Origin of the sequence: Bacillus pseudomycoides DSM 12442 (assembly GCF_000161455.1) — a bacterium.
Taxonomy (GTDB): domain Bacteria; phylum Bacillota; class Bacilli; order Bacillales; family Bacillaceae_G; genus Bacillus_A; species Bacillus_A pseudomycoides.
In genome coordinates, this window is sequence record NZ_CM000745.1 from 3,067,111 (window position 1) to 3,083,899 (window position 16,789).

General features: G+C 36.7%; 12 protein-coding genes. All 12 read left to right on the plus strand.

Translation table 11 applies throughout. The annotated features are described in order from the left end of the window. Positions 1-31: 31 nt before the first annotated feature. Positions 32-1,057: a recombinase RecA gene (gene recA / locus BPMYX0001_RS15450; protein ID WP_006095669.1), complete on the plus strand. Its 1,026-nt coding sequence runs from the start codon at positions 32-34 to the stop codon at positions 1,055-1,057. Between the two features lie 431 nt (positions 1,058-1,488). Further along, positions 1,489-3,057: a ribonuclease Y gene (gene rny / locus BPMYX0001_RS15455; protein WP_016115916.1), complete on the plus strand. Its 1,569-nt coding sequence runs from the start codon at positions 1,489-1,491 to the stop codon at positions 3,055-3,057. A 182-nt stretch (positions 3,058-3,239) separates the two neighbouring features. Continuing rightward, positions 3,240-4,034, plus strand: coding sequence for a TIGR00282 family metallophosphoesterase (locus BPMYX0001_RS15460; RefSeq protein ID WP_003199419.1), 795 nt, complete (start codon positions 3,240-3,242; stop codon positions 4,032-4,034). Between the two features lie 149 nt (positions 4,035-4,183). After that, entirely contained in the window at positions 4,184-4,444 is a 261-nt protein-coding gene (gene spoVS, locus BPMYX0001_RS15465; protein ID WP_000404341.1) for a stage V sporulation protein SpoVS, read from the plus strand. A gap of 23 nt (positions 4,445-4,467) precedes the next feature. Beyond that, on the plus strand, positions 4,468-5,430 hold the full coding sequence (locus BPMYX0001_RS15470) for a dipeptidase (protein WP_003199421.1): 963 nt from the start codon (positions 4,468-4,470) through the stop codon (positions 5,428-5,430). A gap of 258 nt (positions 5,431-5,688) precedes the next feature. Further along, entirely contained in the window at positions 5,689-7,446 is a 1,758-nt protein-coding gene (locus BPMYX0001_RS15475) for a 2-oxoacid:acceptor oxidoreductase subunit alpha (RefSeq protein WP_003199424.1), read from the plus strand. Beyond that, positions 7,433-8,299 (plus strand): 2-oxoacid:ferredoxin oxidoreductase subunit beta, encoded by an 867-nt coding sequence (locus BPMYX0001_RS15480; protein WP_018764680.1) that lies wholly within the window; start codon positions 7,433-7,435, stop codon positions 8,297-8,299. Before BPMYX0001_RS15475 ends, BPMYX0001_RS15480 begins: the two co-directional genes overlap by 14 nt. A gap of 449 nt (positions 8,300-8,748) precedes the next feature. Then, a complete protein-coding gene (gene miaB / locus BPMYX0001_RS15485) occupies positions 8,749-10,278 on the plus strand; it encodes a tRNA (N6-isopentenyl adenosine(37)-C2)-methylthiotransferase MiaB (protein ID WP_003199427.1) in 1,530 nt (509 codons plus the stop codon). A gap of 3 nt (positions 10,279-10,281) precedes the next feature. Further along, a complete protein-coding gene (locus BPMYX0001_RS15490; protein ID WP_006095670.1) occupies positions 10,282-10,713 on the plus strand; it encodes a YlbF/YmcA family competence regulator in 432 nt (143 codons plus the stop codon). A 129-nt stretch (positions 10,714-10,842) separates the two neighbouring features. Further along, the gene (gene cotE, locus BPMYX0001_RS15495) at positions 10,843-11,385 is read left to right on the plus strand and encodes an outer spore coat protein CotE (protein WP_003199431.1); all 543 of its coding nucleotides are present in this window, start codon (positions 10,843-10,845) and stop codon (positions 11,383-11,385) included. A 178-nt stretch (positions 11,386-11,563) separates the two neighbouring features. Continuing rightward, entirely contained in the window at positions 11,564-14,236 is a 2,673-nt protein-coding gene (mutS, locus tag BPMYX0001_RS15500; RefSeq protein ID WP_018764678.1) for a DNA mismatch repair protein MutS, read from the plus strand. A gap of 8 nt (positions 14,237-14,244) precedes the next feature. After that, positions 14,245-16,176, plus strand: a complete 1,932-nt coding sequence (gene mutL / locus BPMYX0001_RS15505; RefSeq protein ID WP_006095672.1) for a DNA mismatch repair endonuclease MutL — start codon at positions 14,245-14,247, stop codon at positions 16,174-16,176. Positions 16,177-16,789: the final 613 nt, after the last annotated feature.

Below are 16,789 nucleotides of genomic sequence, written 5' to 3' on the forward strand. Positions count from 1 at the left end.
GATTAGCAATTCAGTTAAGGAGGAATTTTGAATGAGTGATCGTCAAGCGGCATTAGATATGGCGTTAAAACAAATAGAGAAGCAATTTGGTAAAGGCTCCATTATGAAATTAGGAGAACAGGCAGAACGTAGAATTTCTACAATTCCAAGTGGTTCATTAGCACTTGATGTAGCTTTAGGTGTTGGTGGTTACCCGCGCGGACGTGTTATCGAAATCTATGGACCTGAAAGCTCAGGTAAAACAACGGTTTCCTTACATGCGATTGCAGAAGTGCAACGTCAAGGTGGACAAGCAGCATTTATTGATGCAGAACATGCGATGGATCCTGTATATGCACAAAAATTGGGTGTTAATATTGATGAGTTACTATTATCACAGCCTGATACAGGAGAACAAGGTTTAGAAATTGCAGAAGCTTTAGTACGAAGCGGTGCAATTGATATTATCGTAATTGACTCTGTAGCGGCTCTTGTACCAAAAGCGGAAATCGAAGGAGAAATGGGTGACTCTCACGTCGGTTTACAAGCACGTCTAATGTCACAAGCACTTCGTAAGCTTTCCGGTGCGATTAACAAATCAAAAACAATTGCAATCTTTATTAACCAAATTCGTGAAAAAGTTGGGGTTATGTTCGGGAACCCAGAAACAACTCCAGGTGGTCGTGCGTTGAAATTCTATTCAACAGTTCGTCTTGAAGTGCGTCGCGCTGAGCAATTAAAGCAAGGTAATGATATTGTTGGTAACAAAACAAAAATAAAAGTAGTGAAAAATAAAGTAGCACCTCCTTTCCGTGTTGCTGAAGTTGATATTATGTACGGAGAAGGGATTTCAAGAGAAGGCGAAATTTTAGATATGGCTTCTGAACTTGATATCGTTCAAAAAAGTGGTGCTTGGTATTCTTATAATGAAGAACGTTTAGGACAAGGGCGCGAAAATGCAAAACAATTCTTAAAAGAAAATCCAGAATTAAGAGATGAAATTGCATTCTTTATTCGTGAACATCATGGTATTGGTGAAGATTCTGGAAACTTAGAAGAAGGTGCTATTCTAGATTAACAAAAGACACGATTTCGTGTCTTTTATTTTTTATTTCACAATAATATGTAGCAAGGCCTTTCATTCAAGCGTTCTCTCTTGTTAAAACTGATTAGGTAAGGGGTGTCATCTTTGGTGAATATAAACTTTTTTCGTTAAAAGGAGATTTATATGACAAAGGTAAAGAAAGTAAAAGTAGACAACGCTTGACAATGAAAATTGCGATAGATACAATGAGAATGTATATTTTTTCTTATATACGATACACTCTTCTCTAGAAGAGAAGTAACATTCGGAGTAGGTTCTATACCTTTTCGAAATAATAATATGACATTTTAATTGTGAAATGAAGAAAGTCCCTTAAAAAGCGGGGCGACGGTCTTTGCTGTACGTTGCAAATTAATGTACATGCCGACAGTCTTTTTTCATTCATGGCAAGGGGAGGTGAAATCATGAGTAGTAGTACATTAATTTGGATACTCATCTCCATTTTGCTTGCAACAGTCGGTGCAGTTGTTGGCTTTTTTGTTCGAAAGTCTATTGCAGAAGCGAAGATTAATGGTGCAGCAAACGAAGCGAGACGCATTTTAGAAGATGCAAATCGTGAAGCAGAGGCACTTAAGAAGGAAGCGCTTTTAGAAGCAAAGGATGAAATTCATACACTTCGTACAGAAGCTGAATTAGAAATTCGTGATCGTAGAAGCGAATTACAAAAACAAGAAAATCGTTTAATGCAAAAAGAAGAGAACCTTGATCGTAAAGACGAGACGCTCGATAAACGTGAGCAGATGTTAGAAAAGAAAGAGGAATCTCTTGTAGCGAGACAACAACAGATTGAAGAGTTGGAAAGCAAAGTGGGAGAGTTAGTTCAAAAGCAACAAACGGAATTAGAGCGCATTTCCAATCTGACACGCGAACAAGCGAAAGCAATCATTTTAGGGAAAGTGGAAAGTGAAATTTCTCATGAAATTGCCGTTATGGTAAAAGAAAGTGAAGTTCGTGCGAAAGAAGAGGCGGATAAGAAAGCAAAAGAGATTTTATCTCTTGCAATGCAAAGATGTGCAGCTGATCATGTTGCTGAAACAACCGTTTCGGTTGTAAATCTTCCAAATGACGAAATGAAGGGACGTATTATCGGGCGTGAAGGTCGTAATATTCGTACGTTAGAAACGTTAACAGGTATTGACCTTATTATTGATGATACGCCAGAAGCGGTAATCCTATCAGGGTTCGATCCAATTCGTCGTGAAACAGCTCGTATCGCTCTTGATAAGCTCGTACAGGATGGACGTATTCACCCAGCACGTATTGAGGAAATGGTCGAAAAATCGAGACGTGAAGTGGATGAGTATATTCGCGAAGTTGGGGAACAAACAACATTTGAAGTAGGTGTCCACGGATTACATCCAGATTTAATTAAAATCTTAGGTCGTTTGAAATACCGTACAAGTTATGGACAAAATGTGTTGAAACACTCTATGGAAGTAGCGTACTTAACAGGACTTATGGCAGCGGAGCTTGGCGAGGATGAAAAACTAGCAAGACGTGCAGGTCTATTGCATGATATCGGAAAAGCAATTGACCATGAAGTAGAAGGTAGTCACGTTGAAATTGGTGTTGAACTCGCAACGAAATATAAAGAGCATCCGGTTGTTATTAATAGTATCGCATCTCACCATGGTGATACAGAACCAACTTCCATCATTGCAGTTTTAGTTGCAGCAGCGGATGCGTTATCAGCTGCAAGACCAGGAGCTCGTAGTGAAACGCTTGAAAACTATATTCGTCGTCTTGAAAAGTTAGAAGAGATTTCAGAATCCTATGAAGGAGTAGAAAAATCTTTTGCAATTCAAGCAGGACGTGAAGTTCGCATCTTGGTAAAACCGGATACAATCGATGATTTAGAAGCCCATCGTTTAGCGCGTGATATTCGAAAACGTATTGAAAATGAACTGGATTATCCAGGACATATTAAAGTAACAGTTATTCGTGAAACACGTGCAGTGGAATACGCAAAATAAAGTGGTGAAACACCACTTTATTTTTTTGTGTTGGGATTGGGAAATATAAAATAAATCGTTTGCAAATCACTTTATTCGATTTCCATTCTAGTTGGCTAGAATGGAAGAAGAGTTTTAATGAGCAGTTTGTTTTTCTTATTAGTGAGTAATAAAATAAGTAGTACATAGAAAGGGTAAGACATATGAGAATTTTATTTGTTGGAGATGTAGTAGGATCCCCTGGAAGAGGTATGATTCAACAATACGTACCGGCGTTAAAGAAAAAATATACGCCTACTGTAACAATTATTAATGGAGAAAATGCTGCAGGTGGCCGTGGTATTACAGAGAAAATTTACCGAAACTTTTTAGAGTGTGGTGCACAAGCAGTTACGCTTGGGAATCATGCTTGGGATAACCGTGAAGTGTTTGAGTTTATTGATGATGCAAAATATCTTGCAAGACCAGCCAATTTCCCAGAGGGAACACCGGGAAAAGGACTTATTTTTGTAAATTGTAACGGTACCGAAGTAGCGGTAATTAATTTACAAGGACGTACGTTCCTTCCGCCAATTGATTGCCCGTTCCGAAAAGTAGATGAATTAATTAACATTGCGAAAAAACGTACAAATATTATCTTTATTGATTTTCATGCTGAGACAACAAGTGAAAAACAGGCGCTTGGTTGGTACGTAGATGGACGTGCTACGGCAGTCGTAGGGACACATACGCATGTTCCAACAGCAGATAATCGTATTTTGCCAAGCGGAACAGCTTATATTACAGATGTTGGAATGACTGGTCCGTATGATGGGATTTTAGGTATGGATCGTGAAGCTGTACTGAAGAAATTTTTAACGAATTTACCTGTACGTTTTGAAGTAACAAATGGAAGAACGCAACTAAGTGCAGTATTAATTGATGTGGATCCAAATACAGGAAAAGCAAAAAAAATTGAACGTATTTTAATCAATGATGATCAGCCATTTTTCGAATAAGATCATTTAAAAGTTAGAAAAAACATTATATTTTAATTTTTTAGAAAAATTACAGAAATTTAGCAGGAATACATGTCTCCCCTCGTGAATATAAGTTAAAGTGAAATCAATCGCTAATACTTTTTAAAGAAACGAGGAGGAAACGAGGAATGGAAATATTAAAAGTTAAAGCAACTTCGGTCCCTAACTCTGTAGCCGGTGCACTTGCTGGAGTTATTCGCGAACGCGGAACAGCAGAAATCCAAGCTATTGGCGCAGGTGCATTAAATCAAGCTGTGAAGGCAGTAGCAATTGCAAGAGGGTTTGTAGCGCCTAGTGGTTTGGATTTGATTTGTATCCCAGCTTTTACAGACATTATGATTGATGGTGAAGAACGTACAGCAATAAAATTAATTGTAGAACCTCGTTAAGTTTGAACAACCTGTTTGCTTTTATGCAAACAGGTTGTTTTTATGGGGAAGGGGAAATGAAAGTGAAAGTGTTTGATGCGCACTGTGATGTACTATGGCAACTATGGAGTGCAAAAGGAAAGAAGAATTTTCAAAATGATCCGTCTTTACATATTACATTTGAACAATTGGAGCAAAGAAAAGGAAGCGTACAATGCTTTGCGATATATGTACCTGAAATCGTACCATATGAACAACGTTTTGAAGCTACGTTAGCTATGATAGATATATTTTATAAGCAGATTTTATCGTTACCAAACATGAAATTGATTCAGACAAAAAAAGATATAACGCAGTTAGAATCAAATGAAATTGGCGCGATTTTAACATTAGAAGGCGGCGAAGCAATTGGAAAAGAAATGATGAAATTGCGCACGCTCTATCGTTTAGGAGTCCGATCTATGGGACTCACGTGGAATCATGCGAATTTATTAGCTGATGGAGCACTGGAAACAAGAGGAGCGGGACTTACTGCGTTTGGTAAGAAGGTTGTAGAAGAGCTGAATTCGTTTCGTTTATGGACAGATGTGTCTCACTTAAATGAAAAAGGTTTTTGGGATGTGATGGAAATTGCTCAATATCCAATTGCATCACATTCAAATTGTTATGGGCTTTGTCAGCACCCGCGTAATCTGAAAGATGAACAAGTACAAGCACTTATTCAAAAAGATGGTGTAATTGGTGTAACGTTCGTTCCAGAGTTTTTAACCAACCATAGGCCTGCTTATATGGATGACATATTACGGCATGTGGAGCGCATTTGTTCGCTCGGAGGAGAGCGCAATATAGGATTTGGTTCGGATTTTGATGGTATCACAGAAATGGTTGTCGGTGTGGAAGCGTATCGGCGTTATGAATATGTAATCAATGAACTGAGTAAGCGATACAGTGAAACAAATGTTCAAAGCTTTTTATATGATAATTTCATTAATCATATTTCTTTCTAGTTTCTTATTTTTTATTGTTTTTTTATTTGAAAATAAAAAGTTAGAAAAATTAAAAAATTCTAATGAAATTCAGGCCAAATTATTGCATTTTTTTCATTGTAAGGCTAGAATTGTAGACGAATTAAGATTATGCAAAACATTCAGGGAAGTCTGAAGAGGTATAATTTGTGTCCATTGTAGTTTCTTTGCATAAAAAGTGCTACACTATTACTGTAAAAAAATACACTACAATGAATGCAGCCAAAAGGGGTGTAGGAGATGATTAGTCAACTTTCATGGAAAGTTGGAGGACAACAAGGTGAAGGAATTGAAAGTACAGGAGAAATCTTCTGTATTGCATTAAACCGCTTAGGGTATTACCTATACGGTTACCGCCACTTTTCATCACGAATTAAGGGTGGTCATACAAATAATAAAATTCGCGTAAGTACAACTGAAGTACGCGCAATATCAGATGATTTAGATATTTTAATTGCTTTTGATCAAGAAACAATTGATTTTAACTTCCACGAACTACGACCAGGTGGAATTGTTGTTGCAGATGCAAAATTTAATCCAACTATACCAGAAAGTTCAGATGTAAATCTATATGCAATACCGTTTACAGATATTGCCTCTGAATTAGGGACATCATTAATGAAAAACATGGTTGCCGTTGGGGCATCTAGTGCAGTATTAGGGTTAGATGAAACTGTATATTTAGAAGTTGTTGAAGAAATTTTCGGTCGCAAGGGAGAGCAAGTCGTTAAAAAGAATATGGAAGCAATCAAACGCGGCTCTCAATATATGAAAGAATTACTTGGTGAGAAAGTGAATATGATGCAGCTTGAAAAAGCTGATGGTCAAAAACGTATGTTTATGATCGGTAACGATGCAATTGCATTTGGCGCAGTAGCTGGTGGAGCGCGCTTTATGTCAGCATATCCAATTACACCTGCCTCTGAAATTATGGAATACTTAATTAAAAAATTGCCAAAAGTAGGCGGAACAGTCATCCAAACAGAGGATGAGATTGCTGCTTGTACAATGGCAATTGGTGCGAACTATGCGGGTGTACGTACCCTAACAGCATCAGCAGGACCTGGTTTATCTTTAATGATGGAATCAATTGGTTTAGCTGGTATTACAGAAACACCACTTGTAATCGTTGATACACAGCGTGGTGGTCCAAGTACTGGTTTACCAACAAAGCAAGAGCAATCTGATTTAATGGCGATGATTTACGGGACACACGGTGAAATTCCAAAAATCGTAATGGCGCCAAGTACTGTTGAAGAAGCGTTCTATGATATCGTAGAAGCATTTAACCTAGCGGAAGAATATCAAGTTCCTGTTATTTTCTTAACAGATTTACAGCTTTCTTTAGGAAAGCAAACAGTAGAACCATTGAAGTTAGACAGAGTAGAAATTCGCCGCGGTAAGCTTGATTTACAGGCAGAGTTACCAGATCGTGAAAATAAAGCTTACTTTAAACGTTATGAAGTGACAGAAGATGGTGTTTCACCACGTGTTTTACCTGGTATGAAAAATGGTGTTCACCATGTGACAGGTGTAGAACATGATGAAACTGGTAAACCATCTGAATCAGCACTGAATCGTAAAGCACAAATGGACAAACGTTTCCGTAAAATGGAGAATTTAAAGTTTAATACCCCTGTTTACAAAAATGCTAAGTATGATGAAGCTGATGTATTGTTAGTTGGCTTTAACTCTACTCGTGGTGCAATTGAAGAAGCAATGGAGCGTTTAGAGCAAGAAGGATTAAAAGTAAATCATGCTCATGTTCGTTTAATTCATCCGTTCCCAACTGATGAAATTCTTCCACTTGTAAAGGATGCAAAACGCGTTGTTGTAGTAGAAAACAATGCAACTGGTCAGCTTGCTAACATTATGAAAATGAATCTTGGGATTGGTGAGAAAATTTCTAGTCTGTTAAAATATGACGGGAATCCATTCCTACCAAAAGAAATTTACAACGAATGCAAAAAAGGGGTTGTATTAAATGGCAACATTTAAGGACTTTCGGAACAGTGTAAAACCAAACTGGTGTCCAGGTTGCGGAGACTTCTCGGTGCAAGCTGCGATTCAACGTGCAGCAGCTAACGTTGGTTTAAACCCAGATGAATTAGCTGTTATTTCTGGAATTGGCTGTTCAGGTCGTATTTCAGGTTATATTAATTCATATGGTGTTCATAGTATTCATGGGCGTGCACTTCCAATTGCACAAGGTGTGAAAATGGCAAACCGTGATTTAACAGTTATCGCATCTGGTGGTGATGGAGATGGCTTTGCAATCGGTATGGGACATACGATTCATTCGATTCGTCGTAACATTGACATTACGTACATCGTTATGGATAACCAAATTTACGGTTTAACAAAAGGTCAAACTTCACCACGTAGCGAAGCGGGATTTAAAACGAAAAGTACACCGCAAGGTTCAATTGAACCAGCGTTATCTGTAATGGAAATGGCGTTAACAGCTGGTGCAACTTTTGTGGCACAAAGCTTCTCTAGTGACTTAAAAGAATTAACGCAGCTTATCGAAGCTGGTATTCAGCATAAAGGATTCTCTTTAATTAATGTATTTAGCCCATGTGTAACTTATAATAAAGTAAATACGTATGACTGGTTTAAAGAGAATTTAACAAAATTAAGCACAGTCGAAGGATACGATCCATCTAATCGTATGATTGCTATGCAAACATTAATGGAAAACAAAGGTTTAGTAACAGGCTTAATTTATCAAAATACAGAGCAGCCTTCTTACCAAGAACTTGTAAAGGGATATAGTGAAAAGCCTTTAGTGCAAGCTGATTTACAAATGGATCAAAAAATGTTTGATGAACTCGTTGCTGAATTTATGTAATCATAATAAAAAAGCTGCTTAATGGCAGCTTTTTTATTTACATGGTGAGTAAACAAAATGAGTTAACTTTTTAATACATTTTGTTTACTCGGAAAATTCAGAATGATAAAATGATAGTGTATTGTCTTGTCAGAAAAAATTGGTTTGTGCGCTGTAGTACGTGGGTATGATACTGTCTCTTTGTTGTTAAATTTGGCTAAACACTTTATACTATGATAGTGTGTATAGGAATAAAATAACATGTTATTTAAAAGGACAAGGTTAAAACAACAAAAAAGGGAATGTCTATTGGTGTCGGGAAGACTCCATTCTTACGGATGGTTAGATCGATTACTCGAGTTTCAAAGGGGCAAGTTATCTCTCAAACTATCCTAATCTTTAAGATGGGTCTGATTGTCATTAGAATGGACTACAGAGTGTGTATAGTTAAGGTTGAAAGGAGATTACCTATGAACGAGCAACAACGATTAGCAAGTCAACAAGCCAATTCTTCTATGAAAAAAGGAGAAAAAGATTACAGTAAATACTTTGAAAGTGTATATCAGCCGCCTTCTTTAAAAGATGCGAAAAAACGCGGAAAAGAAGAAGTTAAAATTGAACGTGATTTTGGTTTGCCAGAAGAGTTTCGTAACTTTGGTGCCGGAAGAAAGTTTTATATCCGTACTTATGGATGTCAAATGAATGAACATGATACAGAAGTAATGGCTGGTATTTTTACAACACTTGGATATGAACCAACATTTTCGACAGAAGATGCAGATGTGATTCTATTAAATACTTGTGCCATTCGTGAAAACGCTGAGAATAAAGTATTTGGTGAACTTGGTCATTTAAAACCATTAAAACAAAGAAACCCAGATCTTTTAATTGGTGTGTGTGGTTGTATGTCTCAAGAAGAATCTGTTGTAAATAAAATTATGCAAAAAAACCAGCATGTAGATATGGTATTTGGTACACATAATATTCATCGTTTGCCGTACATTTTAAAAGATGCGATGTTCTCAAAAGCGACAGTTGTTGAAGTATGGTCTAAAGAAGGAGATGTAATTGAAAACCTTCCGAAAGTACGTCGTGGTGATATTAAAGCATGGGTAAATATTATGTATGGATGCGACAAATTCTGTACATATTGCATAGTACCATATACACGTGGTAAAGAACGTAGTCGCCGCCCAGAAGATATTATTAATGAAATTCGTCATTTAGCGGCAAATGGATATAAAGAAATTACGTTGCTTGGTCAGAACGTAAACGCATACGGTAAAGACTTTGAAGATTTAGAATATGGTCTTGGCGATTTAATGGATGAACTTCGTAAGATTGATATAGCACGTGTTCGCTTTACGACAAGTCACCCACGTGATTTCGATGATCACTTAATTGAAGTACTTGGAAAAGGCGGTAATTTAGTTGAACATATCCACTTACCGGTGCAATCTGGAAGTACAGATATGTTGAAAATTATGGCACGTAAATATTCACGGGAACACTATTTAGAACTTGTACGTAAAATTAAAGAAGCGATTCCGAATGCAGTATTAACAACTGATATTATCGTTGGTTTCCCAAATGAAACAGACGAGCAGTTTGAAGAAACGATGTCGTTATATCGCGAAGTAGGGTTTGATAGTGCATTTACATTTATTTATTCTCCACGTGAAGGTACACCTGCTGCAAAAATGAAGGATAATGTACCGATGGAAGTGAAAAAAGAGCGTTTACAACGGTTAAATGCATTGGTTAATGAATATTCTATGGAAAAGAATAAACGATATAAAGGCCAAATCGTTGAAGTACTAGTTGATGGAGAAAGTAAGAATAATCCCGACGTGCTTGCAGGCTATACGCGTACCAATAAACTTGTAAACTTCGTAGCTCCAAAATATGCAATCGGTCAGCTTGTAAAAGTAAAAGTAACGGAAGCAAAAACTTGGTCTCTAAACGGGGAATTGGTTGAGGAGCCACTCGAGGTGAAATAATAGATGAAAGTTTATACAAAAGATGAAATTGTTGAGCAAGCGAAAGAATTAGCGAAAATGATTTCTGAAACAGAAGAAGTGGATTTCTTTAAACGTGCGGAAGCGCAAATTCATAAAAATGAAAATGTAAAACGTGCAATTGATGAAATTAAAGCGCTGCAAAAACAAGCCGTAAACTTACAGCATTATGGAAAATGGGAAGCATTGAAAAAAGTAGAAGCGGAAATAGATGCTCTGCAAGATAAACTTGATAGCATTCCGGTTGTACAGGAATTTAAATCTTCACAAACATATGTAAATGATTTACTGCAGCTTGTAGCAAGTACCATTTCTAATAACGTAACGGATGAAATTTTAATTTCAACTGGTGGCAATGTGTTAAAAGGTGAAACGGGTGCTGAAGTAGAGAGTAAAAAAGGGAATTGTGATTGTTAAGGGAGATGTCTTATGGACATCTCTTTTTTGTTTTTATTTTGCTCTATAGTCTTTTGTCAAAAAAAGAATGACACATTCCGCTATTGTCACGCATATGATTAAGTGAATATTGATTGAGGAGGGTTCCGAATGTCCGAATTTAGAGAGATTATTACAAAGGCAGTAGTGGGCAAAGGACGTAAGTATACAAAGTCAACGCATACATGTGAATCAAATCATGAGCCGACAAGTATTCTCGGATGTTGGGTAATTAATCACACATATGAAGCAAGAAAGAATGGGAAGGCTGTAGAAATTGAAGGATACTACGATGTGAATACGTGGTACTCATTTGATGAAAACACAAAAACAGAAGTTGTAACAGAACGTGTTAGTTACACGGATGAAATCAATATTGGATATCGTGACAAAAATTTTTCAGGTGAAGATTTAGAAATTATTGCCCGCGTTATTCAACATCCAAATTGTTTAGAAGCAATTGTTTCACCAAATGATAACAAAATTGTTGTAACGGTAGAGCGTGAATTTGTAACAGAAGTTGTCGGTGAAACGAAAATTTGTGTAAATGTAAATCCAGATGGATGTCCAGAGGATGAGGATAGCTTTGAAGTAGATGATGATGAATTTGAAGAGTTAGATCCAAACTTTATTGTAGATGCAGAAGAAGAATAATAGAAAGCTAGGGAGAATTTCTTCCTAGCTTTTTACATAGTATTAGTCATACTGGATGGAACTATTTTGTATTGAAAATGTGCTATAATGAAGAGAGACTCCTATAAGTGGAGAGGAAATTGTCCGTGAAGTGCGGCATATAAATATAGCACATTTTTATGAAGTATGGAGGAAACAAATGGCACAGTACACCCCGATGATACAACAATATTTAAAGGTCAAGGCAGATTATCAAGATGCCTTTTTATTTTTCCGTTTAGGAGATTTTTATGAAATGTTCTTTGAGGATGCTATAAAGGCAGCGCATGAGCTTGAAATTACATTGACAAGCCGAGATGGTGGGAGTAGTGATCGTATACCGATGTGTGGTGTCCCATATCATGCAGCAAAAAACTATATTGAACAGCTTGTTGAAAAAGGATATAAGGTTGCGGTTTGTGAACAAGTAGAAGATCCCAAAACAGCAAAAGGTGTTGTAAGACGTGAAGTTGTTCAATTGATTACGCCAGGAACGATGATGGAAGGGCGCACAATTGATGAGAAAGAAAACAACTTCTTAGCGGCGTTAACTCATTTTGAAGATGGTTCTTATGCACTGGCTTGTAATGATTTAACAACAGGACAAAATACAGTGACACTATTAACGGGTACGGTAGAAGATGTTTTATTAGAGGTGTATGCAACAGGTTCAAAAGAAATTGTTGTAGATTCTACATTTTCAAAAGATGAGCTAAACAAGCTAACAGAAACATTGAAAATGACAATTTCATATGAAGATGCAACGAAGATTCCTGAAGGGTTGGAACACCTTGTTAAAAGTGTGACGCAAACGAAATTAGTTACAGCAGTAGGACGCTTATTGAATTATGTATTAAGAACGCAAAAACGTTCATTGGATCACTTGCAGCCGGTAGATATTTATTATACAAATCAATTTATGAAAATTGATGTACATTCAAAGCGTAATTTAGAGTTAACAGAAACACTTCGAACAAAAGAGAAAACAGGCTCTTTATTATGGCTATTAGATAAAACAAAAACAGCTATGGGTGGCCGTATGTTAAAACAGTGGATGGAACGTCCACTTATACAAAAAGACAACATTGAAGAACGTTTAGAAATGGTTGAAACGTTTGTGAATGACTATTTTTTACGTGAAGATTTAAAAGAAAAATTAAAAGAAGTGTATGATTTAGAGCGTTTAGCAGGAAAAGTCGCATATGGTAACGTAAATGCGCGTGATTTACTGCAATTAAGACGTTCACTTCTGCAAGTGCCAGCTATTTTAGAGGCCATTAGTTTATTAGACAATTCTTATGCAGCAAGGTTAATTCAAGGCGCTGATCCATGTGAAAGTTTAACAGAGTTACTAGGAAGAAGTATTCAAGAAAACCCACCGCTTTCTATAAAAGATGGGGATATTATAAAAGATGGCTATAATGACAAATTAGATCAATATCGCTATGTTAGTAAGAACGGAAAAACGTGGATTGCAGAGCTTGAAAAACGTGAGCGTGATATTACAGGGATTAAATCATTAAAGATTGGTTACAACCGTATTTTTGGCTATTATATTGAAGTGACAAAGGCAAATCTTTCTGCTCTTCCAGAGGGGCGCTATGAGCGTAAGCAGACACTTGCAAACGCAGAACGTTTCGTCACAGATGAATTAAAAGAAAAAGAAACATTGATTTTAGAGGCAGAAGAAAAAATTGTACAGCTAGAATATGATTTATTCACTGTACTTCGTGAAGAAGTAAAGGTGTTTATTCCTAAATTACAGCATCTAGCGAAAGTTATTAGTGAACTAGATGTACTGCAAAGCTTTGCAACAGTAAGTGAAGAAGAGCAATTTGTAAAACCAGTTTTAACAGATAAACGTGAAATCTTTATAAAAGATGGTCGCCATCCTGTTGTAGAAAAAGTATTGAACGGCAAATTGTATGTTCCAAATGACTGCATGATGCCTGAAAATATGGATGTCTTTTTAATTACGGGTCCAAATATGTCTGGTAAGAGTACGTATATGCGTCAATTAGCACTTATTACTGTTATGTCGCAAATCGGTTGTTTTGTACCAGCAACAGAAGCGGTGTTACCTGTCTTTGACCAAATTTTTACGAGAATAGGTGCAGCAGATGATTTAATTTCAGGTCAAAGTACATTTATGGTCGAAATGTTAGAAGCGAAAAATGCAATTGCGAATGCATCGGAAAGAAGTCTAATTCTATTTGATGAAATTGGACGCGGTACATCTACGTATGACGGTATGGCACTCGCACAAGCAATCATAGAACATATTCATGATCAAATTGGAGCGAAAACATTATTCTCAACACATTATCACGAACTAACTGTATTAGAAGAAAGCTTAGAGCAACTGAAAAATGTACACGTTTCAGCTATTGAAGAAAACGGAAAAGTTGTTTTCTTGCATAAGATTCAAGATGGTGCAGCAGATAAAAGTTATGGTATTCACGTTGCCCAGCTTGCTGAACTGCCAGATAGCTTAATTGCTCGTGCGAAAGAAGTGTTAGCGCAGCTAGAAGGACAAGAGGAAATCATCATTCCAAAACGAGTGGAAGTGAAAGTACAAGAAGAAATTGTCCAAGAACCAGTCGTTGTAAAAGAAAAATCAGAACCGCAGCTAGAAGAGAAAGAAGAACCTGCAGAATCACAGCTATCTTTCTTTACTACAGAACAGCCTGTGAAAAAAGAAGACAAGCCTATGTTTGATCAAAAAGAAACAGCTGTATTAACACAAATTAAAAAAATCGATTTACTTGATATGACTCCTCTAGAAGCCCTAAATGAACTGTATCGTTTGCAGAAAAAGTTAAAGAAAGGATGAGTAAGTAGATGGGGAAAATTCGCAAACTCGATGATCAACTCTCTAACTTAATTGCCGCAGGGGAAGTAGTCGAACGACCTGCTTCAGTTGTAAAAGAACTTGTCGAAAATTCCATCGATGCGAATAGTACATCTATTGAAATCCACTTAGAAGAAGCTGGATTATCAAAAATTCGCATCATTGATAATGGAGATGGCATTGCTGAAGAAGATTGTATTGTTGCTTTTGAGCGGCATGCAACAAGTAAAATTAAAGATGAAAATGATTTATTTCGCATCCGCACGCTCGGTTTCCGTGGTGAGGCATTGCCAAGTATCGCATCTGTTAGTGAATTAGAGTTAGTCACAAGTACAGGAGATGCACCAGGTACACATCTTATTATTAAGGGCGGAGACATTATAATGCAGGAAAAAACAGCGAGCCGTAAAGGGACAGATATTACGGTTCAAAATCTGTTTTTTAACACGCCAGCACGCCTTAAATATATGAAAACAATTCATACAGAGCTTGGGAATATTACAGACATTGTATATCGCATTGCTATGTCCCATCCAGAAGTATCTTTGAAATTGTTTCATAATGAGAAAAAACTGCTACACACTTCGGGGAATGGTGATGTGAGGCAAGTACTTGCTGCAATTTACAGCATTCAAGTTGCGAAAAAACTCATTCCGATTGAAGTGGAATCATTGGACTTTACCATTCGTGGATATGTAACGTTACCTGAAGTAACGAGAGCATCTCGTAATTACATATCTACGATTGTAAATGGCCGTTACGTTCGAAACTATGTCTTGATGAAAGCAATTCAGCAAGGGTATCACACATTACTTCCAGTGGGACGTTATCCAATCGGTTTTGTATCAATCGAGATGGATCCAATGTTAGTTGACGTGAACGTTCATCCAGCGAAATTAGAAGTGCGTTTTAGTAAAGAGCAGGAATTACTGCAATTGATTGAAAAAACATTGCAGGACGCGTTTAAAAAAATACAGCTCATTCCGGATGCTGGTGTTACATCAAAGAAAAAAGAAAAAGATGAAAGTGTACAAGAGCAATTTCATTTTGAACATACAAAACCGAAAGAAGTACCACTGCCAAATATCGTCTTACCGACTGGAATGGATGAGAAACAAGAAGAAATCCAAGCCAAACCACAAAACAAAAATTTACTTTGGCAACCACCGAAGCAGGAATGGCAGCCACCAGAATCTTTAGTAAAAGAAGAAAATGGTTGGCAACTTTCTAAATCAATGATTGGAAAATCTGTCCAAGACGGGAATGGATGGGATAACAGCGAGGAAGATTTTGAATTAGAAGAAGTAGCAGAAATCCAAGAAATCGAAATGAATGGAAACGACTTACCACCGCTTTATCCAATCGGGCAAATGCATGGAACCTATATTTTCGCCCAAAATGATAAAGGTTTATATATGATTGACCAGCATGCAGCGCAAGAGCGAATCAATTATGAATATTTCCGTGATAAAGTAGGACAAGTAACGAAAGAAGTACAAGAATTGCTCGTACCATATCGTATTGATTTATCTCTCACTGAATTCTTACGTGTCGAAGAGCAATTAGAGGAATTGAAAAAGGTAGGATTATTCTTAGAACAATTTGGTCATCAATCCTTTATCGTTCGTTCGCATCCAACGTGGTTCCCAAAAGGACAGGAAATAGAAATCATCGATGAAATGATGCAGCAAGTTGTCAAACTAAAAAAAGTCGATATAAAAAAACTGCGTGAAGAAGCAGCTATTATGATGAGCTGTAAAGCATCGATCAAAGCAAATCAATATTTAACGAACGATCAAATATTTGCTTTGCTAGAAGAACTGCGTACAACAACAAATCCTTACACATGTCCGCATGGTAGACCTATACTTGTGCATCATTCGACGTATGAACTGGAGAAGATGTTTAAGCGGGTGATGTAGGAGAGTTGTCCAACGGGAAAAAAGTTCGCTAATGGGAAATGAAAATTGTTTGTACTGTTTAAAGTTAGTATAAAGAATGAAAAATACCACTGAATTAATGAGTTTTTGTGTTAATATACTGAAAAAATAATAATGCACGAAAAGAATTTTTTAATAGGCAAAAAAAGCATGACAATTTTATGTCATGCTTTTTGTTAATTATCCATGTATATATTAACTCAACTTGCATATTTTCTTTGGGCAGGCAGTTTACTTCTTCTTCTCCTTGGGACATAAAAATCAATTAGGTTTTTATTCAATTATAGGGCGCTTTAATGGGGTAACGAAAAAAGCCCAATTTCTTAATATTAATACTAAGAAATTGGGCTTTTTAATATTGGAATTTCTTAACGTTGTAAATCCGTATTTTCCTGACGCTACACTAAATGATTTGATATTTGGATATCATTTTTTGTAAGTCATTTGTCTTGTAAAATGGGGTTTTTCTTCCTTTGAATTTGCAACAATTATGATCGTGTAAATACATTGATAAAAATGAGAAACTGTGGTAAATTTATATAGATACATCAGCGGTGGGTTTTTGTGTAAATTATCCCTATTTTAATTATACATC

Coding starts and splice junctions, on each gene's coding strand:
- recA (WP_006095669.1), top strand. CDS start 32: ATGAGTGATCGTCAAGCGGCATTAGATATGGCGTTAAAACAAATAGAG.
- rny (WP_016115916.1), top strand. CDS start 1,489: ATGAGTAGTAGTACATTAATTTGGATACTCATCTCCATTTTGCTTGCA.
- BPMYX0001_RS15460 (WP_003199419.1), top strand. CDS start 3,240: ATGAGAATTTTATTTGTTGGAGATGTAGTAGGATCCCCTGGAAGAGGT.
- spoVS (WP_000404341.1), top strand. CDS start 4,184: ATGGAAATATTAAAAGTTAAAGCAACTTCGGTCCCTAACTCTGTAGCC.
- BPMYX0001_RS15470 (WP_003199421.1), top strand. CDS start 4,468: ATGCAAACAGGTTGTTTTTATGGGGAAGGGGAAATGAAAGTGAAAGTG.
- BPMYX0001_RS15475 (WP_003199424.1), top strand. CDS start 5,689: ATGATTAGTCAACTTTCATGGAAAGTTGGAGGACAACAAGGTGAAGGA.
- BPMYX0001_RS15480 (WP_018764680.1), top strand. CDS start 7,433: ATGGCAACATTTAAGGACTTTCGGAACAGTGTAAAACCAAACTGGTGT.
- miaB (WP_003199427.1), top strand. CDS start 8,749: ATGAACGAGCAACAACGATTAGCAAGTCAACAAGCCAATTCTTCTATG.
- BPMYX0001_RS15490 (WP_006095670.1), top strand. CDS start 10,282: ATGAAAGTTTATACAAAAGATGAAATTGTTGAGCAAGCGAAAGAATTA.
- cotE (WP_003199431.1), top strand. CDS start 10,843: ATGTCCGAATTTAGAGAGATTATTACAAAGGCAGTAGTGGGCAAAGGA.
- mutS (WP_018764678.1), top strand. CDS start 11,564: ATGGCACAGTACACCCCGATGATACAACAATATTTAAAGGTCAAGGCA.
- mutL (WP_006095672.1), top strand. CDS start 14,245: ATGGGGAAAATTCGCAAACTCGATGATCAACTCTCTAACTTAATTGCC.